We start from the raw sequence: 21,398 nt of genomic DNA, 5'->3' as shown, positions 1-21,398 counted from the left end.
TGTTATTCCCCTTTGATAACCATAAATGAACCCAATGCTATATTATAAAAATCAATATAATTCCAAGACGAATCATATCCTTTCTCGAAAAAGAGATCCGATACTCTCAATCGAATCTTTGAACACCTTTTGGATGTTTTATTCTTATCCAGATAGACAACGGTCGTTTCGCCTTTACCTGTTCCGAGCATCGTATTTTCTTGGAAAGCAACAGCAATCCATTGGCCAGAAGAAATTTGCATTTCGACTTTAACCTGTTCCGGACATTGAATTGCAGTAGCAATATTAGCCTGTGTAATCTTAAATCCGGAAATACTCTCTTCTTTTCCAAAATCGATCTCAATAACATGTTCCCGAACCGAAGCACTAGATTGTGGTAACCAATAACTAGCATCATCAGTCAATAAATTATTCAAGCCTGAATTATACTCCATTAAATCTCTCGGTGTTACAGAAATATTCCAACTACTGGTTTCCAAGAATGTGAGAGCCGGTTCTACTGCCACAATATTTTTTCCCGTAAAGAAATCCGGTACTACGTTAAAATAATGATTCCCATAGTGATAAATTTCCACTCCGTTTTCTTTAGCCACCCGTAAAGCAGCTTCGGAAACAACTTGTTCTGTTAAAGTTGAACGATACGTTAATTCTGTACCGTCTGCAAGGATTCGATTCCGCCCCAAATGAAGTTCTTTCAAATTCGGGAAATGGAGTACATCAACCAAAGAAACCTGATTGTAATCAATATCCAACACCTCTACGTCGGTAATATCTGCTTTTTTGATTTCACCCAACAAATCTAATTTACTTCTGACCTCCACGGCAAAATCACTCTCAAAAGAAGGAAGTTCAAAATAAAGATTAATAGGCTCCATCTCCAACAACATATCCCCCACAACTGCAATCTTTCCAGTTCTATACACTTTAACTCCTTGACTGAAATCGACATCAGTACCGATTAAGGCGTAAGGTAACCCATTCGGGTAATCATCGATCCTATCCTCCGGTGTCGCTTCCCAAAATTGTTCGGTAGGATTATTCTTTTCATAATAACCAATTTTAAATGAAATCAAATTATCTGTCCACTCCTCAAACGTCACAAACAATTGTTTATCTGCAACATTGAATTGCTTTTTGACCACTCGACTAAAAAGAATCAACTCATCAGAAGCGTAGGTATAGGGACGTATATACACAGGATCACCTATCGAACGTTTAATGATTTCACCGTTCTCTGTTTGTTCTATAGCATAAACACCGAACTCATATTCATAATTTTTCAATCCTTCCACGAGATAACTCGTACTATTCCGATCAATAACGGCGGAGTCCGTCTTCTCATCATCTGTCCATTCTACTAAAATAGCAGTCCGACCCGGATCTAATTTTAAATTCCAAGTCAACTCTACCGACATCCATCGGGGCTTTCCTTGAAGATCATAAATCTTTGTTAAATACTGTTCGGGACCATCACCCGTATAGTCCGAGTAAGTATCTTCAAGACTCTCGCCACAACTTGCGACCAATCCGGCAAGCAAAACGAGTATCAGTGTATATTTCAAAAATAGTCCTCTCATACATTATTATTTTTGTCCGTAAACTTCCAATTCATGGAAAGTCACGTTATTATTATTGTTATGATTATAACTTGGATTATATAAATCTACATACGTTTCACGAAATTCGAGTTTGAAAAAGCGATACTCTTTATCCTCGAAAGGTAAAGCAATAGATATATAATAAGGTCCCACGGCATTCAGGGCTGCAATAGTTTTTACTTCATCTACTTGATTATTTGTCGGATTTATATACCAACGATCTATTAACGTAGCATTCGGATCCTGCTCAAAGCTACCAATATGTTCCCAATCATCGTTGGTACCAGAATTCGTCACTGGATCATAATCTCCTTCTCCAGTCCACGCGTACACTTGAATATTACAAGGCAATTTTGTAAAATAATCATTATCAAATTGGGAATTTACTGCATATCCATCCTTGATTCGCATATAGAATCGTAACTCTCCGACAATAGCCGGTTCCTTAATGTCCAACACAAAATAACATTCGTTACCTTCCCGATTCAAGGCATTCGGACCGGCCAAAAACGTGAAAGGAGGAGTGGCATTACCGGCTTTAAAATATTCTGCAGCCCGGGTCCCCTTCACATCTCCATCAAACAGATATTCCGCACCTAATGCTCCCGGTCGTCTCCAATCTGCCGTAGAATAAGGTTCCGTAATAATTTTATGGAAGGGATCCAAAAGTTCAAAGTTCGCATTCGGTATAAGTACCCTTTTCGCTCCCACCACATCGTTCCATACCTGTTTCCGTACAATCCGTTGACGATTGTCCTCCGTGGTGACCACTACCGTGTAGGAATCCTGAATCTGTGAATCCGTCATGGAGAAAGCCTTTACGTTAGGTCCTGCTTCCAGAAGGAAATTCTCTAAGAAAAGAGTATCTCTCTCTTTCGTCGTGGGATTAGTCCCCACGAAATAAACCGAGGCAGAACCTTCCGCCCGTCCTTCTAGGTTAAACACCAACTGAAATCCATTCCAATAGGGATTAACAGCCACTTCATCAAAAAAAGTATACAACGAAGAAGGGCGTGTATCAAAAGTAAAATGTAACGCCTTAGATGCATTCTCATTTTTATCCAAAAAAGCGACCTTTACCGGGATTTCCGTATGCGCTTGGTTGAACCCATCCAACAACAAGGTATCCACGGAATAATCTGCAATTTTATACACAGATTCTCCAAATTCGTCCGTGTATTCCACGCTTACCTTATTCACTCGCCGATCCGCTAAATTATAGCGCATAATGGCTCCCCCCTCCGTTGGTGTAAAAGAAAACATATCTTCGTTTATCTCTACATCAAAACCACCATTATCATCATCAGAACAAGCGAACAATACGGACATCAATAGTATCAATAATATTGTATTTCTCATCTTTTTCTTTTTTAGGTAACTTAAATTTAAAATCTAAAATTTAAAATTCATCTACCATCCGGGATTTTGTACTATACCGGAAATCATTGCTTCTTCACTCTTAATGGGGAACAAGTAATCCCGAGATGGATTAAATGCAGCCTTGTCCCACACGGTAACAGGCCCTTGAAAGTTATTATAGAACCCTTGCCATGTCTGAGCAGTAACAACCCAAGCTTGAGGTTTATCGTTCCAACCTTCGTCAATTGCCGTACCCCAACGACGTACATCCCAAAAACGATGTCCCTCGAACATTAACTCGATCGTACGTTCCCGACGAATAATATCTCTCAGACCAACCTGTTCATTGAATTTATTCGGATTGATACCATATCTGCCCCAACTATCTTGAACTGTAGACAGCCCGGCACGTTCACGAATTGCATTCAGACGATCAAAGATCTGTGTTCGATGCGCCCCGTTCGGTCCTTCATACTCGTTCCAAGCCTCTGCTGCTATCAAATAAAGTTCCGCCAATCGTATTACCACATGCACATTAGCAGCAAAACTCATAATATCATTGCTATAACTACTCGTATTAAATTCACTCCGTGTTCCTTTCTTTATATAATATCCGGTAATATTTTGCTCGTAATCACCATTAATACGATCCTGTTTTAAGCCGAAAGCACCTCCCCGGTAGGAATCTACAATCATATTGTATGAATCATATACACCCCGTTGCCAATACAATCCGGGAGCAGCAATCGTAGCATAAAAACGAGGTTCTCGTTTCAAATGCAAAGCAAGCACATCCGTACCCAAAGGAACTACTTTCGTATAAGCCGGATCGCGTTCCTGAGCCATGGCATAACCATCACCATAAGTCCACGTCTTATCCTCCTCAATCGGTAGTCCATTCGCCGTATAGAATTTATTCACCATCCGAATACTCGTACCCAATGTACCCTTCAAAATACCACTATAATGAATATCAGAAGTACTCGAACCTAATTTAGGCAACAGATGTTGATACAAATTATTGTATCCTGCGACCATCATAACGGCCTCCGTCGAATTGGCCCAGTTAGGAGCCCACACGGAACATTCCAAATCTCGCATCGTATTCAGTAAAGCAGTAGATTTATCCTCATTTCCGGAAATAAGTTTATAGCCATTATTTTCCAAATACTCGATAACCTCTTCTGTATATTCAGCAGTAACCCTCCACTTCTCTTTATCTTCTTCAGAAAAAAGCTTCTCTCCATTCTTATTGGTAAAATTCCGGTATTGCGATAACCCTCCATTAAAAAGTGGTGAAGCAGCATAAAGTAATACCCTTGCTTTCAATCCCATGGCACCCTCTTTAGAGAAAAAATCTCGCTGATCCGCATCTTTCTCCGCAAACACTTGTAGATATGGAATGGCCTCATCCAAAAGATCGGTAATTGCTTTAAAACAGCTATCAACCGAACTTCTCGACTGTCTCTGTTCTTCCATGGGAGCATAAACATCAATATTCTGCGGGACTAACACGATCGGACCGTAACGTTTTACGAGTTCAAAGTAATAAAAAGCTTTCAATGCCTTCACTTCGGCAGTCCAACGTTCCAACTCTCCGGGTCGTAAATTGTAAACATCCCCAATATATTGCAAGAAAGTATTACAATAGCGGATATAGTAATAAACTCCATCATACGTCCAAATATCATTAATGGGCGATAGCGCTGTTTGTAACCCATCTGCGATATACAAAGTTGAAATATACCCCTGTCCTTTCCGGGCATAATCTCCGGCGGTATATTCATCCGCTCCCGCTAACGCAGGATTCCAATTCAAATCTACGGCATACGTTTTAAAACCGGCACAGGCATCATTCTTCCAGCGAGCTGCTCCTGTCCTCGTTTCAAAAATTTTGGGAATGGTTAGAATATCGTCTTCGGGCACCAAGTCAAGAAACTCATTGCATCCTGTTCCCAAAAAGATTGAACAAACAATAACTAATATATTCTTGAATTTCATACGCATAATTTTAAAAACTTAAATTAATACCTACTGAATAAGTTCTTTGAATCGGATAGTTGAATCCGGACGAACCTAACTCCACATCCCAAAGATCAAAATCGCTAATCAAAAAAGGATTATTCACCCGGATATAAGGTTTCAAACGTTGCAAACCAATCTTCTCCACCCATCTTGTCGGCAAGTTATAGGCTAATTCCAATGATTGACAACGCAAAAATTTTACTTCACGCATGAAATAGGTTGAAGCACGTAAAGTCTCCTGCCCGATTCTGGCCTCTTCCATATTATGCGTGGTAATACTACTTGTTGACAAACGAGGCCACAATGGATTGGATTTCATGTTTTCCGGAGTCCAGTGGTCTTCCCAAATCGCACTTAACAGAGCCCGGTCATTTACGAATGGGGAAAGTGATGAAGGCTCTATGAAAAGAGAACGTTTGGATGCCCCTTGGAACGCGAAATTAAACTCAAAACGTTTATAGCTAACAGTTCCGTTAAAACCATACACGAACCTTGGCTCCGTGGGATAACCGATATGCACGGCATCATCAATACTGATTTTCCCATCACCATTCACATCCCGATAGCGAATATCTCCCGGCATATAATTACCGGATTGAATAGGTGAACGATCTATCTCCTCCTGACTCTGGAAAAGTCCTTCTGCAATATATCCCACGACCTGTGAAATATCATGCCCCACTTTTCCCTGCCATTCCGGTTTATCAGCCGCCTCTTCAATCTCTTTAAAAACCGACTTATTATAGGTGGCCGTCCCGTTTAAAATAAACCAGAAATCATTAGAAAACGCATGTTGAATTTTTCCAGAGACATCCATACCACGGGAACGAACTTTTCCGACATTATCAAAGGGATAAAGCCCTAAACCCATGCTAGCAGGCACAATCTTACGAGATGATAATATATTATGACGGATTTCTTCATAAAAATCGACGGTGAAATCCAACAAACCTTTAAAAAGCGTCACTTCCAATCCCAAGTTTGTCTGTTCGGCAATCTCCCATTGAATAGTAGGATTAGCATACGAATAAATCACATACTGATCTGAACTATTGATCCCTACATTCTCCAAATAAATATATCGTCCCACATTTTGCGTGTAATTATCTGTCACCGCATCTCCAATACCATCATTCCCGACCTTACCATACGAAGCACGCACTTTCAGGAAAGAGAGCCAATGTCCGGTTGCATTAGCAATAAACGGCTCTTTGGACAACATATAAGAAAAACCAATGGAAGGGAAGAAACCAAAACGATTGTGTTTTGCAAAACGCTCGGAACCATTATATCCAAAACTTCCTTCCAGATAATAACGTTCTTTATATCCATAAGAAAGTCGCATAGAAAGCCCCATATTACGATTTTTTATTGCAGAAAATAACGTACGTCCGGTTGACGTGGTACGTTGAGAAAGATTAAATAACCCCGTGTAACTCACGGTATGATCACCCCAATTCCCATTATAAAATACTCGAAATTCTCCTGCAACCTGAGTTTCTCCTTCCGTAACCTTATCATTAGGATTAACAGTCAAATTTTTATCTCCTTCTGTAAGCTGTTCCAATGTATGTTCACCAGTCTGGTGGTTATAATCCGCCAAACGATATTGATAAGGTGTAGTTTGAAATGGTGTACTATAATAGGCTTCCTTATACAAAGAAACATTAGCACGTGTTTCCAACCCTTTTAGAATTGCTCCCCAATTTTGAATATACTCCACACGATTTACCGTAGCAAAACGACTTCTCTCCAGATAACCCGCTTGAATAGAAGCATAAGGATTATTAGAATTTTTCGTTTCATAACCAAACCGAATGTGTGGGAAACCATAGGTTGCATCAGCAGGATAAACTGCAGCATAGTCCACCGGATTGGCATTAAATGCCAACGAATAAGCCCCTTGTACACTAGAAAGAGGGCCGCGATAGGCATCTAGAGTTGAATTAGAGTTAAGCACTAATTTGGCACTCGGTGTCATATCAATATTCAAATTAATACGTAAAGCCGTGGTATTATTTCTAATATTCACGTCAAACGAATTCAACCGATCGGTCTTCAACATACCTTCATCATAGTTATGACTCAACGATGCGTAATATTGCATAATCTTTGTACCCCCTCGAACACTCAAACCCAAGTGATGATTGATTGCGGTATTTTTAAAAAGAAGTTTATACCAGTCATTGGCAGGGTACACCCAAGAAGGGAAACGATCACTACCCGTGTTATTGATACGCTCTGCCGTATATTTTGGCTGTGCCAACGGATCACGGGTTTGCAAAGCTTCGTTGTAAGCTCGCATATAAGTAATGGGATCTACAACATCGATTTTCTTCGTCGGCATAGAAGCAATAGCCTCATAACGGAAAGCCGTATAAACGGATCCTTCAGCTCCTTTCTTTGTAGAAACCAAAATTACTCCGTTGGCTCCTCTAGCACCATACATAGCCGTGGCAGAAGCATCCTTTAACACGCTGAAAGAATCAATATCTTCCGGATCAATACGAGACAAGTCAAGTACAGACACCTCCACTCCATCCAACAAAATCAACGGAGCCGTATTAGCATTATTACCGAAAGAAGTAATACCACGGATAGAGAATTGAGTCTGCATCTCCTCTTCTCTCAACGCCCCCGGCATTCCTCCTTTCAAGTAACCGATCATACCCGGAATACGTCCCACGAAACTTGCAGTAAGATCACTGTTGGAAGTCTTCAGTGAACTCACGTTCACGGTGGTTACCGCACCAACCACACTTTCCCTTTTCTGCTCACCGTAAGCAACAACGGTCACCTCTTCCAAGGCCTCCTCGGTAGGTTCAAGTGTAACATTTAGAACGGTTTTCCCTTCAACAGGAACTGTCGCATCTCTATAACCGATAAACGAGAATTTCAACACGTCATCAGCCCTAACCAGAATATCATAATTTCCCTTATTATCAGTAGCAACCCCTCGTGAAGTCTGATTAATCACCACACTCACCCCCGGCATGGGATTTCCCTTCTCGTCCACCACACGCCCCTTCACCGTGATAATATCCCGTGCCAATGACTCTTGGATTTTCGGCTTTTTCTTGACAACAATCACCTTACCCTCGATCGAATAATCGTAACCGTGAGCCGTAAGCACTTTTTTTAACACGTCATCCAGTGTCGCATTTGTAAAAGTTTCCGTGATTTTCACCTCGCTGGATATATCGTTTTGCTTATGCACAAAAGTATATCCCGTCTTTGCTTTCAGGTCTTCCAGTACTTCCAGAATCGTTTTATTCTGGTACTTAGCCGTAATTCTCTGTTGCCGAGAAGATTCATTCTGTGCATACAAAGACACTCCTGACAACAATACCAAAATTAAATTTACTAACATAATCCGACCCCATTTCCGAATTTCCACTCGAAAAATGGCGTGACTCCATTTTTTTTTCATATTTTTGTATTTGAATTATAAGATATCGTCTGTCGCCAACAGACGTCGCAAACTTGGGGCGGGAGAATTCCTTGAATTCTCTCCCTTTTTTAATTAATTTTTTGAACTTCTATTTTCCCATCGGTTTTCATTTTAAATTTCACATCCGCTACTTTACTTAGCACGGCTAGAAACACTCCTAGACTTTCATCACTTGAAATGCTCCCCCGCAAAATAATATCATCAACTGGTAATAATTCTGTATCAAAATCCACATCATAAGCACGAGATACGACCTTCAATATCTCTCTCAATCCCATGTTTTCAATATTAATGATCCCATCTTTCCAAGAAACGACATCATTTATTTTCACTTGCCGCACGGATAAGTTATCTGCATACACACTTAAAACAGATTGTTCCCCCGGTAACAGTACAACCGAATCCATTCCACTAACAGGTATCACTTTTACTTTCCCGGAAGCAAGCGTTGTCAAAACCGGTTCCGACGGGTAAGCGGATACGTTAAACTTCGTCCCCAAAACAGAAACGGATTGTAAAGCTGTCTCAACAACAAACGGACGCATCGTATCCCGGGCAACATCAAAAAACGCCTCTCCGCTGATACGAACCCTTCGTTCTTCTAAGGCAAACTTTTCCGGATACTCCAAGCGACTATCTGAATTTAACCATATCACGCTACCATCACTAAGCAAAATTCGATATAACCCGGCACCTCGCGGTACCGTGATTTTATTAAAAACAAGTACTTCCTCCTCTTTCTCCACGTCCTCCCCCGTCTTCTTATCATACACAACTTTACCCTCACTGACTGCCAACTGCGTACCATCCTGCTCTTTGAATTCGATCTCACTACCACCCAAATAATGGCGTTCCCCTCCAGACAACTCTAATATCGCAGCACGGGCAGGAGCGCCAACATGAGATATTTCTTTATTATTATCCATAGAAGAATACTGCCATAACGAAACCGAAAAAATAACCCCCACCACGATAGCGGCAGCAACACCCCAATATTTTAATTTAAATGCCCGATGACGCCGAGGAATTATCCGTCCCTGTATGGAAGAATAATCACCCTTGATAAGTTGAACCCGGACAACCTCTTTCAGAATGAGATTTTCCTTTCGCATGACATCAAACAACTCACGATTCTCATCACAAGCCTCTTTCCATTCCAGAATTTCTTTTTCTTCCTCGACTGAAAGTTTGCCATTAAAAAAGTCAAACAACTCGGATTCAGTGACTTGATATTCTTTTTTCATTTTTACAATAACCTTTGTTATTCTAAAGACCGGAAAGATTAGAAAACGGTTGAATGAAATTAGAAAAAATTTCAAAAAAAAATGATAGTCCTCAAATTCATGGAATTTGAGGACTATCATCGTGATCTCTATTTCAAAAAAATAACTACAACCTTTCAATATCCTCGGCAGTCAGCCCGGTCATTTGAATGATTATATCCATCGGCATATTCTTTTCTTTCATATTCCGAGCTACTTTCAAAATTCCCTTCTCTTCACCTTCGACCAATCCCTCCTCCCGGCCTTCTTCCCGACCTTCTACCCGACCTTCTACCCGACCTTCTTCTAGGCCTTTCATTCGACCCTCGACTAATCCCTCTAGTTTTGCTGTACCCAACACATCATTCTGGATCATGATAGCATCCACGTGACGATCATACGCAGCTCGTTCTGCTTCATCCATATTATAGTAAACCAGCTTTTCCCTTGCTTCTTTCAATCCCGGAGTCTTTGTATCGGGACGGATGTAATCATTTTTCAAGTAATCCAACCACTCCTCAAGCGGGGTTGTTGCCACTTGATCAAACTCATTCACCCGGATCAAGAAATACTCCGGGAATATCTCCGATGGCAAGCGCTGAACCAAAGCATCCCGCTCCTTCACGGTCACGTGCAAATGATCGCCGGTGTGTACTCCCGTAAACGTGTTTTGACCATGGTAAAGATAATCATTCCCTTTTCCAATGTCAAAATAAAGAATACTAATAGAATACACTTTCTTCACTTCTGAATAAAGTTCTCCTAGCTTGATATGCTCAGTAATCGCCTTGGCTGCACCATAAAGAATTCGTTCAAGAAAATATAATTCCCTAGTAACCTGTACCTCCACGATAATAATCTCACCCTCGCTATCCCGGGCCTTAACATCTACCCGGTTAAACTTATCCTCGTAAATCTGTTGATTACCCTCGCTTTCCAGTATATCTATAATGTGAACCTGACGATCGAGTAACACGGTTAATAACCCTTCCAAGACGACAAAATTCGCCTTGTCCCGCAATAACCGTTTCACAGCCCAATCAAATCGAATGTATTTATTCTTGTCCATGTGGAAATAGTTTACTTCTCTATTCAAAGGTAAGCTTTTTTGCGAGATTAAAGGAGAAAAAAATGTGATTTAACTTTTCTATCGATCGTACCGGTATCAAGTTCATTCGAACCTGAAGTGCCAGAACCCGGAAAAGACCTTCCTCAAATACTTCAAAGCATTCACGAGCAACGTTTTTACCGTCGCTATCGAGATAGAAAAACGATCTGCCGTCTCCCGGTAACTCAACCCATCAAGATACACTGACTTCAAAACCTCACGTGTTCTCGGGGGCAATTTCTCGATCTCAGCTTCTATTGCCTGCAAAATCTCCTCTGTCAGCCAATCCGTGTCCTCAACTTCCGCATTTTCGTTCAATTCACCACAAGCCTCGCGTAAGGGATCCCTCTTTTCCAATAACTTCAACGCTCGATTTCTTACTGAAGCAAAAAGATATCCCCGAAGATTACCCGAAGTGATTCTCGCATAAGCTCGCTGCTCCCAGAATGCCACGAAGAAATCCTGTACCAGATCTTCCGCCGCCGGAATATCACCCAAAAACGAGTCAGCCCATAAAACCAACGGTCGATAATAACTATTGAACAAGACCTCCATCCCCCGGGGATCGTCATGTCCAACTAAAAGTTTACATATCAACTTATCATCAACCTGCATAAATTCAAAAGCTCGCTACCACGTATAAATTATTAGATTTACAAACTTATACAAAAAACTTCGGTTTTTGGATATACATAACGAAAATTCCGTTCCCTCAAAAACCTTTATTTTCGATATTTTTCATCTCCCTCCTCGAACATACTCACGTAACTAAAATAGCGGCTCTCGCTGATTTCCCCCTTCTCCACAGCCTCCAGCACGGCACATCCCGGTTCGTGAATGTGCGTGCAATTATAGAATCGGCATTCACTTGCCCGCTTGAATATTTCCGGGAAATAATGTGAGATCTCTATTTTTTCCATGTGAATCAACCCGAACGCCCGGATACCGGGAGTATCCACGATATACCCGCCAAAACTCAACGGGAACATTTCAGCGAACGTGGTCGTGTGTTTTCCCGTGTCGTGAGAATCGGAAATCTCCGCCACTTTCAATCCAAGCCCGGGTTCGACACGATTAATCAACGAGGATTTCCCCACGCCAGACAAGCCGGAGAACACGGTCACTTTATCCTTCAAGGCCGCCACCACGTCCTCCATCCCCTCCCCGGTCAACGAGGACACGTGAAAACATTCATACCCCACCTGCATATAAATCTGGGTCAAAGCTCCCAATAGCAATAAATCCTCCTCGTCGTACAAATCTATTTTGTTAAACACGAGTATGGTCGGAATCCGGTAAGCCTCCACGGATGCTAGGAAACGATCGATAAAAACGGTCGATGTAACGGGATGATTCACCGTCACCACCAACACCGCCTGATCAACATTCGCGGCGATAATATGCGCCTCTTTCGACAAGTTCGTTGATTTCCGGATAATGTAATTCTTCCGATCTTCAATCCGGTTGATCACCGCGCCATCGGGATTGACCTCCACCTCGACAACATCCCCTACCGCAACAGGATTCGTGGTCTTAATCCCTTTCATCCGGAACTTCCCCTTGATCCGACAGTCCAGCACTTCCCCCGATTCCATTCGCACGGAATACCAACTTCCGGTAGATTTCACAACAATCCCTTTCATATTATCAATTTAATGGTTCCTGTTTTACCCGAATGCAAATATACACGATATAATTTTCTTCTCGCACGGACCAAGAAAAATTATAATACCAAGGATTATAAATTGTCCTACCCACGACAGTCCCACGTCAATCTTTAATATATGATCAATCTTACATTTCTACCTGATCATTAGCTGAAATCACTCTTTTATCATGCTTTTAAAATTCTTATAAAACGCTATTCTAAATATAGCGCTTTAATAGGGTTTTAATAGCGTTCTAATAGCGTTTTACACGGTAGTGGTCTAGTAGTAATCATCTATAAATCATGACTTTTTAACTTTCCACGGCATTTCTAGGGATAATCGTTAGTTTCTACTCCCAATTTCACTACCTTTGCAACATACAAATTATTACAAGTCATGAAATTAGTTTTCGCTACCAATAATGCCCACAAGCTGGAAGAAATAAAAGAAATGTTAGGTACCCGGCACGAGATTGTTTCTTTAAAAGAGATTCAATGCCATGAGGATATTCCGGAAGAACAAGACACGCTCGAAGGAAATGCCCTTCAAAAAGCCCGGTATATTCACGCGAAATACGACTTGGACTGTTTCGCGGACGATACCGGGTTAGAAATAAAAGCCTTGAACAATGCTCCCGGAGTTTATTCCGCACGATACGCGGGCAATGCTCACGACTCGGAAGCCAACATGAAAAAAGTTTTACAGGAGATGCAAAATATACCGGAACGCCAAGCCCGTTTCAGAACTGTTATCGCTTTAATTCTCGGGGGAAAGGAATACTTGTTTGAAGGTATTGTCAACGGGGAGATACTCACAAGCAAGCACGGGCACGAAGGATTCGGTTACGATCCGATTTTCCGTCCCGAAGGTTTTCAGGAAAGTTTTGCCGAAATGCCCCTCCACGAGAAAAACGAAATCAGCCATCGGGGCCAAGCCGTCCGGGAATTATGCCGTTTTTTAAACAACTTATAAAAAGACATGCACACGGTGAAGGCCATCATACTGAAAAGCATACCTCATTCCGAACAGCAACAAATTCTACATGTTTACTCGGAGGAAAGAGGTTACATGCAAATGATTACCCCGTTGGCCCTGTTCAAGCGTAAAACGAACACGTCCGTCCAGTGTATGCAAATCGTGGAAATCGAGTTCATCCCGAATGAAAGGGGCGGGCTCCACAAACTGAAATCTCTCTCTCCGCTCGTGAACACGTCGGCCATCTATTTCGACGTGTACAAGATGAATATAGCCCTGTTATGGGGTGAAATATTAAACCTCGTGCTACGGGATTCCGACCCGAATCCCGGTTTATACGAGTACATCAAAACTTCCGTGGAATACCTGAACGTCACGCGTGACGACATCGCCAATTTCAACTTGTTATTCCTGTTCCGGTTAAGTAAATTACTCGGCTTTAGCATAGACAACAGCACGTATCACCCCGACCACGTGTTCAACATCAACGATGGATGCTTCTACCCCACGGGTTCACCGGGAAATTACTACACCGGCCCACACTCCGCCAAAGCTATCCATGCCCTTTGCACGTGTCAATTGCAAGAATTAAAAAATATCCCGCTTAATCAGCAAGGTCGTAAGATTTTACTCGATATTGCCCTACTTTTCCTTGGGTTCCATCTAAATCTGGATTTTAACACCAAAAGCATCCGGGTCATCCGGGAAATATTTTCCTAAAAACGCGTGTTCATCGATAAAATCGGGGTATTCATCCCGAAATTACAGATGTTCATTTAAAATTATTGACCGATAACACTGAATTTCATATTTTTACAAGAAATTTAAACAAAAATCGTATGAAACAGGGCAAACCGTCAGCCAGTCAACAAAAATTCACCAAAATGACCTTTGGGAACCGACATCGGGGTTAATAAGTTAATATTTTGTTAAAATAATAAACCTTTTTAAGCAAAAAGTGTCTCACTCAAAGTAGGATATTTCACATTTTATTAACATATATTCCGGCTTATTATGCATAGATTTATACCAACCTAAAATACCAGCGTTATGCGTATAAAAATTGTAAATCTGAATAAAGTCTACCCGGGAGGTAAAAAAGCCTTAAAAGACTTGAATTTGGAAATCGAACCGGGGATGTTCGGTCTGTTGGGACCGAATGGAGCAGGAAAAACCTCTCTCATGAGAATCATGACTCTATTGCAGAGTTGCACGTCGGGAACCATCTATTTCGACGATTACGATATTGCCAAGGACCGGAAAGCGATTCGTTCCCTGTTGGGCTACTTGCCACAGGATTTCCGTTTCTTCGAGAAACTGAAAACATGGGAATTCCTCGACTACGGTGCCGGGCTTGCCGGGATCAAGGGGAAACAACACCGGGCCGAAGTGGTAGACGAGATGCTACGTAAAGTTGGTTTGTTTGAAGTCCGTGACCGTTGGGCCAACCGGTTATCCGGGGGTATGAAACGAAGACTCGGGATCGCCCAAGCCATTATCGGGAACCCGAAAGTGATTATCGTGGACGAGCCGACTACCGGACTGGACCCGGAAGAGAGAATCCGGTTCCGCAACATCCTGTCCGACATTAGCGACAAGGATTCCATCATCATCCTTTCCACCCATATCGTGGGTGATATTTCAAGTACTTGCAAGAAACTAGCCTTGTTGAACCGCGGAGAACTGAAGTTTGAAGGATCCCCGGACGAGATGATCAACCTAGCTCGCGGAAAAGTATGGGAAATTTTCGTAACCGACATGGAATATGAGGAAATCAAAGATAAATACCCGATTATTTCAACCATCCCGACGGACGGGGGTATGGAGATTCAGGTCGTGGCCGATGCTGTCGACGGCTACTCGCACAAAGCCATCGAACCAAACCTCGAACATGCCTACGTTTACTACATGGACTACTTGTTGAAAGACAAGATGAACATGCAGGTTGAAGCAATCCAAGAAAACGAATTGTTCAAGTAAATCATAGAAGAAACCAGCGATGAATATTCACAACATCAGCACAATATCGAGATACGAAACCAAGCTTCTGCGAAGAAGTTGGCTATTCCGTATATTCGCTATTTTATCCCTTTTAGTTATCGTATTTTTTCACATGGGTACACAATCAAACCTAGGGTGGTTCGAATGGGTCATGGTTGCCATGCCATCCTCCATCCCGTTTGTCAATATCTACCTTTTCAATATCGCGCAATCCGTCATTGCCATATTCTTGGCAGGGAGCTTTTTAAAGCGAGACAAGAAGTTAGATACGGCCGAAGTGATCTACGTGCGCCCGATGAGTAACGCGGATTACATCATCGGGAAAACATGGGGAATCGTGAAGGTATTCGTATCGTTAAACATCATCGCCTTACTTATCGCTGGTTTCATTCACTTGTTCGCAAGTGAATCCCCATTTACCCTATTCCCCTATTTCTTCTACCTACTCACGTTATCGATCCCGTCACTGATTTTCGTGTTGGGACTATCGTTCGTGATCATGAGTTTCATCCGTAACCAAGCGGTTACGTTCGTGATCATGCTAGGATTTATCGGGGTGACCTTATCTTATCTCGGAGACGCGGAACACGGGACATTTGACTTCTTCGCCCTCACGGTGCCGAATATGTTCTCTGACGTGCTGGGACACACGAACTTGTTTCCCTACCTCGTTCAACGATTAACATTCTTGCTATTGGGAATGGGATTACTCACGTTTACCATCGCTATGGTCAACCGCTTACCGTTACATCCCAAGAAAAACATCTTGCTGAACGCCCTGGGATGTATTATCCTCATCGCCGGAATCGGTTGCGGCTTCACCTATTTTTCCCGTTTCAATCACGTTGATAATCAACGCAAATTATACTCTGAAAGATACAAAAAATACAACAACATTGACAAGGTTCATTTGATAGACCAAGAGATTATATTCTCGCAGACCGACAAAAAAATTACCGTCAATTCACACGTAAAGATTCAAAACCGGAATCATCAAGAGATCGACAAAATCGTGTTCTACCTGAATCCATCCCTGCAAGTTGAAAAATTAACCCGGCAAGGAGAAGATATTCCCTACAAAAGAGACGCACAAGTTATCATTGCAGAATACAAACTCCGCCCGTACGAAAGCCTTGAACTGGACATCACGTACAACGGTTCCATCGACGAAAACATTTGCTACCTAGACATCACGGACGAAGAATATTACGACACGCAAACCGGAAGTAGTATTCTCCGTTTCGGGAAAAGATACGCTTTCGTGCAGGACAAATTTACCCTGCTGACCCCGGAATGCCTGTGGTACCCCTCTACTTTTCCACCGGTAAACCCGGAAGCTCCTTATAATATTCGGAAAAACTTCTCGAATTACACGCTAAAAGTGATTCATCCCAATGACCGGACAATTCTTTCACAGGGGACATCTTCCCAATCGGGTGACACGACAATATTCCGGAATAAAGAGCAACTACCCGGCATCAGTTTAGCCATCGGGGACTACGAGAAGAAGAGTATCGTGGTCGATTCCGTGCAAATCGAATTATACAATTTTAAGGGTCACGATTTCTATTCTGAAGTTTTTCCTAACATTTCAGACACGTTAGCCGGATTCCTTCAAGATGTGAAATCCGAATACGAGTTGAGAAAAGGCCGTAAATACCCGTATCAAAAATTTATCATGGCGGAAACGCCCATTTCTTTCGCGGGATACGTGCGAAACTGGAAAGGGAACAGCGAGCAAACACAACCGGAGATGGTTTTCCTTCCGGAATTTGCCACGACTCTGCCCAGCAGTAATTTCAAATTTGCCAAGAAAAGAATGGCTAACTGGGGACGACGTGATCCCCAAGGAGCGATGGAAGAAATTGACGTGGAAATGAACGTCATTCGGGATTTTGCCCGCCGGGTTCTTCTCTCGGAGGAAACATTTCAAGAAGAGGGAAACACATTCGTGAACATGTTCTCGGGCGAATGGTCCGGAACATCCAAACTGAACAAGTACGATTTATCGTCCATGTATTTTAATTACGCGGGTTCTATTTATTCCCAGAATTTCCCAATCATAGACATCGTGATGAACACCATGCTAAAACAGGAAGAAAGCGATCAGGGAAGACATTTCTTCCGGATGTTCAACGGGATGGGCGATGATCAACGAGCTGCCTCTTACCTGAACGGGAAAAGTTTTGAACAGGCCGTACTCGATAACACGCTTTCAACAGAGGTGTTCTACGAAATGATGAAACTGAAGGGTGTTTACCTGAGGAACTATATTAACTCCCGTCTTTCATCAAACGAGTTCAAGGAATTCATGGCCGAATTCACGAAAAGATACCAGTTTCAGGAGGTCAATTTCACCCGCCTGAACAGCGAGTTCATTCGCAAGTTCCATTTCAATTTAATGGATTTCATCCCGAACTGGTACACGATCAACAGCACGCCTCGTTTTATCGTGAAAGGGGTGGATGCCGATCAAGTAGAAGTCGGGGATTACACGAAATATATCGTGAAGTTCCAAGTGTATAACCCCACGAACGTAGAAGGCGTGATTTCCGTCAACGTGGAAGAAGGAGGCGGAATGTTCCCCGGTGGCCCGCGGGGAAGAAGAGGACGGGCGGCTCAAATGGAGGCCAAACCGGCGAAAAATTATATTATAGAACCACAGAAATATAAAGAGATTCGTATTCTATGTGACGAGCGTCCGAGTAACCTCACGATTAACACGAATATCTCGCAGAATCTACCCAGTACGATCATGCAGAATTTTGCTAAAGTGACGACCACGACGACCGACACGGTAACAGGAATATTCGACTCAAATGCCACCCTTTTCACGTTTAACCCGAAAGAGATCACGGTGGACAACGAAGATCCCGGATTCCGGATAATCGAATCCAATCAAAAGAACAAACTACAATCTTTCTTCAAGAAAGAGAGCGAAGATAAATACAAGAACTTAAACTTCTGGATGCCTCCTAGCAGATGGACAGCTACCATCGGAGTAAACTATTATGGAGACTATATCAATAGTGCCGTGTACAAGAAATCCGGAAGTGGTAGTAACAAGACGGAATGGACAACCCAGATACAAATCCCGGGATTCTATGAGGTATTCGTGTACACGTCCGAGCTCCCTATGATGGGATGGCGCCACCGAGGAGGTGAAGAGAAAAAAATACAATATTACACGGTAAAACATGATGACGGGGAAGAGGAAATTTCAGTCGAGACGGGCCGGGGACGGCAAGGATGGAGAACGCTGGGTTCTTTCTACTTCTCGAAAGGAGAGGCCAAGATTACCTTAAGCGACAAGGGATCGGAATCGAACCAAATTATCTTTGCCGATGCGGTAAAATGGGTGTACACGAACAATAACAAATAAAAATAAGAACAACATATTATGAAAAAGATCGCGTCAATATCGTTGATTATTTCGGGAATACTCATGCTTTGTTCCGGATCAACGTTTGCTCAGGAAATTTTGACGTTGGAAAAGGCTCTGGAGATCGCTTATCAGCAAAGCCCTTCCATCATTCAAAGTAAAATGAGTCTGGAACAAAGTGAGCTGGCCCTGATTCAGCAAAAGGCTTCATTAAAATCACAGTTCAGTTTGAATTTGAACCCGTTTCAATATACCAGAAGTACATCGTTCGACGATTACAATACACAATGGTATACCCGGAAAGCCATGAGTTCCGGCCTTGACTTCAGGATCAGTCAACCGATCAAATGGACGGACGGGACAGTCACACTCAGTAACTCGTTCAACTGGCAAGAAGACGATAATCAATCTTCGGGAGCCAAGAATACCTCTTTTTCAAATAATCTGAGCTTAAATCTGGAGCAACCAATCTTTACCTACAACAAGACCAAGATGCAATTGAAGAGGTTGGAATTTAACCTTGAAAAAGCAAAAATACAATACGCTTTGGCCCAACTGAACATCGAGAAAAACGTGACCGCAGCATTTTATGGCGTTTACCAGTCTTATAAAAGGCTCGTTACGGCCCGGGAAGCCTTCCAAAGTCAAAAAGAAAACTACGAGTTGATCAAAAATAAAGTGGAACAAGATCTGATCCCCCAAGAAGAGCTATTCCAAGCGGAGGTGACCTTGGCCACAAACGAAAATTCTCTTGCCGACACGGAAACGAGTTACGAGAATACCAAAGATCAATTCAAACAAACCTTGGGTCTTCCCTTGGATATAGACATCAACATTTTACCTGACATCCAAATTGATTCAGTTCACGTGGATGTCAATCAAGCCGTTAAATATGCCCTAACGCAACGGATGGAGATCCGTCAACAACAAATTGCCATAGAAGAAGGCATTTTTAGCCTGATCGAGGCAAAGGATAATAACAAGTTCAAAGGTAGCATTTCCGCCAGAGTGGGTTTGATGGGACAAGGAGGCAACTTTAACGGAGCTTTTTCGAAACCGGATGATAACGAAACGATCGGGATAACCCTGACGGTACCGATTTGGGACTGGGGGGCAAGAAAAGCGAATATCCGCAGCACGGAATTATCCAACGAGAACACGGAAATCAGCAACGAGGAAGAAAGAAAATCCATCATGCTTGATGTACGCCAGATATGCCGGGAATTGCCCAAATTATTGCGACAAATCGAGATTGCCCGCCAGACTGTTAAAAACGCTGAACGTACGTATGACATCAACGTTGAGAAATATCGTAGCGGAACCCTTACCGGTATGGAACTGAAAAATCAACAAACCCAGTTGACAGATGCAAAAAACTCGTTGACAGATGCCATCATTTCATACAAATTGAAATTACTGGATCTGAAAATTCAAACCCTGTGGGATTACCAGAATAACAGGTCTTATTTACCGGTTAATTTATTGAAATAAACCCTAACACAAAACATAAAACAAAACGCTATGATCAACAAATCCATAAAATATATCGGGGTGATTCTGCTGGCTTACACCTTGAACGCTTGTAACGAGCAACGAATGAGTTCTTCTTCAGAGACAACCACGCCTGTTTGGCTTGCCGAAGTCGGGAAACGTGATGTTCGGGAATTGACCACCACGACAGGAACAGCCAAAGCGGCCAAAACGGTGGAAGTGAAATCCGAAACAAATGGTAAATACGAGTTGATGATCAACCCCAAAACCAAGCGTCCCTACAAGCTGGGTGACATTGTGGAGGAGGGTGCCGTGATCATCAAGCTGAATAATAAAGAACATGAAAACACCGTATCGTTACCGACAAAAAAGATGCAGGTTGACATCGCCAAGAAAGAATGGGATGGGCAAAAAGCAGTATTTGAAAAAGGCGGTGCCACGGAAAAAGATGTACTAAATGCCGAAAGTAGCTACATACAAGCGCAAACAGCATTGGAAACGGCATACACGGAACTGGCAAAACTCACAATCAAAGCACCCTTCAAGGGAGCCATCGTCAGCCTACCCTATTTCACCCCGAACGTGGAGATCGCATCCGGTGAAACGATGGTCGGATTGATGGATTACAGCCACATGTACATGGAAATCGCCCTGCCGGAAAACACGATCGACAAGGTGAAAGTGGGTCAGAAAGTACTGGTCACCAATTATAATATCAAATCAGATACCCTGTCCGGTCTTGTTTCCCAGTTATCCCCGGCAATCAACGAGGATACCCGCACATACACCGGATATATCACGATTAACAACCCGGAACTGAAACTACGTCCCGGTATGTTTGCGAAAGGAGAGATTATTACTTTGCAAAAGGATTCGGTTATTGTCATTCCGAAGGACATCGTTAATTCCCGTCGGGGAGGAAACCGGATTGTCTACACGGTGGAACAAAACCGGGCCATGGAAAAAATCATCACGGTTGGTATCAGCGACGATCGTTTCATCGAGGTGGAAAGCGGTCTGAACCAAGGAGACAAGATCGTGGTGAAAGGCTACGAATTCCTGAGAAACAGAGGCAAAGTAAAAATCATGAAATAAAA

General features: G+C 42.4%; 14 protein-coding genes. 6 read left to right on the top strand and 8 right to left on the bottom strand.

Going from position 1 to position 21,398, the window contains the following annotated elements; translation table 11 throughout:
- Window positions 1–2: 2 nt before the first annotated feature.
- From QVC79_RS01220 to rsgA, 8 genes are all read right to left on the bottom strand, one after another.
- Window positions 3–1,577 carry a DUF4998 domain-containing protein gene (locus QVC79_RS01220; RefSeq protein ID WP_124317916.1) on the bottom strand — a complete coding sequence of 525 codons (1,575 nt, stop codon included), beginning with the start codon at window positions 1,575–1,577 and terminating at the stop codon, window positions 3–5.
- A 6-nt stretch (window positions 1,578–1,583) separates the two neighbouring features.
- The gene (locus QVC79_RS01215) at window positions 1,584–2,957 is read right to left on the bottom strand and encodes a DUF4959 domain-containing protein (RefSeq protein ID WP_124317917.1); all 1,374 of its coding nucleotides are present in this window, start codon (window positions 2,955–2,957) and stop codon (window positions 1,584–1,586) included.
- Window positions 2,958–3,008: 51 nt separating this feature from the next.
- Window positions 3,009–4,958: a RagB/SusD family nutrient uptake outer membrane protein gene (locus tag QVC79_RS01210; protein ID WP_270595194.1), complete on the bottom strand. Its 1,950-nt coding sequence runs from the start codon at window positions 4,956–4,958 to the stop codon at window positions 3,009–3,011.
- A gap of 10 nt (window positions 4,959–4,968) precedes the next feature.
- Window positions 4,969–8,412 (bottom strand): SusC/RagA family TonB-linked outer membrane protein, encoded by a 3,444-nt coding sequence (locus QVC79_RS01205; protein ID WP_124317043.1) that lies wholly within the window; start codon window positions 8,410–8,412, stop codon window positions 4,969–4,971.
- A gap of 89 nt (window positions 8,413–8,501) precedes the next feature.
- Window positions 8,502–9,677, bottom strand: a complete 1,176-nt coding sequence (locus QVC79_RS01200; protein WP_270595193.1) for a FecR family protein — start codon at window positions 9,675–9,677, stop codon at window positions 8,502–8,504.
- Between the two features lie 145 nt (window positions 9,678–9,822).
- A complete protein-coding gene (locus QVC79_RS01195; protein WP_270595192.1) occupies window positions 9,823–10,764 on the bottom strand; it encodes a PD-(D/E)XK nuclease family transposase in 942 nt (313 codons plus the stop codon).
- Between the two features lie 102 nt (window positions 10,765–10,866).
- Entirely contained in the window at window positions 10,867–11,418 is a 552-nt protein-coding gene (locus QVC79_RS01190; protein ID WP_124317045.1) for an RNA polymerase sigma factor, read from the bottom strand.
- A gap of 107 nt (window positions 11,419–11,525) precedes the next feature.
- Complete coding sequence (gene rsgA / locus QVC79_RS01185; protein ID WP_270595191.1) at window positions 11,526–12,446, bottom strand: ribosome small subunit-dependent GTPase A; 921 nt, start codon at window positions 12,444–12,446, stop codon at window positions 11,526–11,528.
- A gap of 402 nt (window positions 12,447–12,848) precedes the next feature.
- On the opposite strand from rsgA, the gene QVC79_RS01180 reads away from it, so the two are divergent.
- From QVC79_RS01180 to QVC79_RS01155, 6 genes are all read left to right on the top strand, one after another.
- Window positions 12,849–13,424, top strand: coding sequence for a non-canonical purine NTP diphosphatase (locus QVC79_RS01180; RefSeq protein ID WP_287642426.1), 576 nt, complete (start codon window positions 12,849–12,851; stop codon window positions 13,422–13,424).
- Between the two features lie 6 nt (window positions 13,425–13,430).
- Window positions 13,431–14,147 (top strand): DNA repair protein RecO, encoded by a 717-nt coding sequence (gene recO / locus QVC79_RS01175; protein ID WP_270595189.1) that lies wholly within the window; start codon window positions 13,431–13,433, stop codon window positions 14,145–14,147.
- A 330-nt stretch (window positions 14,148–14,477) separates the two neighbouring features.
- Window positions 14,478–15,407 carry an ABC transporter ATP-binding protein gene (locus QVC79_RS01170; RefSeq protein WP_124315864.1) on the top strand — a complete coding sequence of 310 codons (930 nt, stop codon included), beginning with the start codon at window positions 14,478–14,480 and terminating at the stop codon, window positions 15,405–15,407.
- A 133-nt stretch (window positions 15,408–15,540) separates the two neighbouring features.
- Window positions 15,541–18,810, top strand: a complete 3,270-nt coding sequence (locus QVC79_RS01165) for a golvesin C-terminal-like domain-containing protein (protein WP_270595188.1) — start codon at window positions 15,541–15,543, stop codon at window positions 18,808–18,810.
- An 18-nt stretch (window positions 18,811–18,828) separates the two neighbouring features.
- Window positions 18,829–20,301 (top strand): TolC family protein, encoded by a 1,473-nt coding sequence (locus QVC79_RS01160; protein ID WP_229782945.1) that lies wholly within the window; start codon window positions 18,829–18,831, stop codon window positions 20,299–20,301.
- A 30-nt stretch (window positions 20,302–20,331) separates the two neighbouring features.
- Complete coding sequence (locus QVC79_RS01155) at window positions 20,332–21,396, top strand: efflux RND transporter periplasmic adaptor subunit (protein WP_124315866.1); 1,065 nt, start codon at window positions 20,332–20,334, stop codon at window positions 21,394–21,396.
- Window positions 21,397–21,398 lie beyond the last annotated feature (2 nt).

It is taken from the genome of Butyricimonas sp., from assembly GCF_019423355.1.
Classification (GTDB): Bacteria; Bacteroidota; Bacteroidia; order Bacteroidales; family Marinifilaceae; genus Butyricimonas; species Butyricimonas faecihominis.
The sequence above is the reverse complement of the archived record's forward strand: the minus strand, read 5'-3'. Positions and strand labels throughout refer to the sequence as shown.

Excerpts from the sequence above, each read along its gene's own strand:
- QVC79_RS01220 (WP_124317916.1), bottom strand. The coding sequence starts at position 1,577 with ATGAGAGGACTATTTTTGAAATATACACTGATACTCGTTTTGCTTGCC.
- QVC79_RS01215 (WP_124317917.1), bottom strand. The coding sequence starts at position 2,957 with ATGAGAAATACAATATTATTGATACTATTGATGTCCGTATTGTTCGCT.
- QVC79_RS01210 (WP_270595194.1), bottom strand. The coding sequence starts at position 4,958 with ATGAAATTCAAGAATATATTAGTTATTGTTTGTTCAATCTTTTTGGGA.
- QVC79_RS01205 (WP_124317043.1), bottom strand. The coding sequence starts at position 8,412 with ATGAAAAAAAAATGGAGTCACGCCATTTTTCGAGTGGAAATTCGGAAA.
- QVC79_RS01200 (WP_270595193.1), bottom strand. The coding sequence starts at position 9,677 with ATGAAAAAAGAATATCAAGTCACTGAATCCGAGTTGTTTGACTTTTTT.
- QVC79_RS01195 (WP_270595192.1), bottom strand. The coding sequence starts at position 10,764 with ATGGACAAGAATAAATACATTCGATTTGATTGGGCTGTGAAACGGTTA.
- QVC79_RS01190 (WP_124317045.1), bottom strand. The coding sequence starts at position 11,418 with ATGCAGGTTGATGATAAGTTGATATGTAAACTTTTAGTTGGACATGAC.
- rsgA (WP_270595191.1), bottom strand. The coding sequence starts at position 12,446 with ATGAAAGGGATTGTTGTGAAATCTACCGGAAGTTGGTATTCCGTGCGA.
- QVC79_RS01180 (WP_287642426.1), top strand. The coding sequence starts at position 12,849 with ATGAAATTAGTTTTCGCTACCAATAATGCCCACAAGCTGGAAGAAATA.
- recO (WP_270595189.1), top strand. The coding sequence starts at position 13,431 with ATGCACACGGTGAAGGCCATCATACTGAAAAGCATACCTCATTCCGAA.
- QVC79_RS01170 (WP_124315864.1), top strand. The coding sequence starts at position 14,478 with ATGCGTATAAAAATTGTAAATCTGAATAAAGTCTACCCGGGAGGTAAA.
- QVC79_RS01165 (WP_270595188.1), top strand. The coding sequence starts at position 15,541 with ATGGGTACACAATCAAACCTAGGGTGGTTCGAATGGGTCATGGTTGCC.
- QVC79_RS01160 (WP_229782945.1), top strand. The coding sequence starts at position 18,829 with ATGAAAAAGATCGCGTCAATATCGTTGATTATTTCGGGAATACTCATG.
- QVC79_RS01155 (WP_124315866.1), top strand. The coding sequence starts at position 20,332 with ATGATCAACAAATCCATAAAATATATCGGGGTGATTCTGCTGGCTTAC.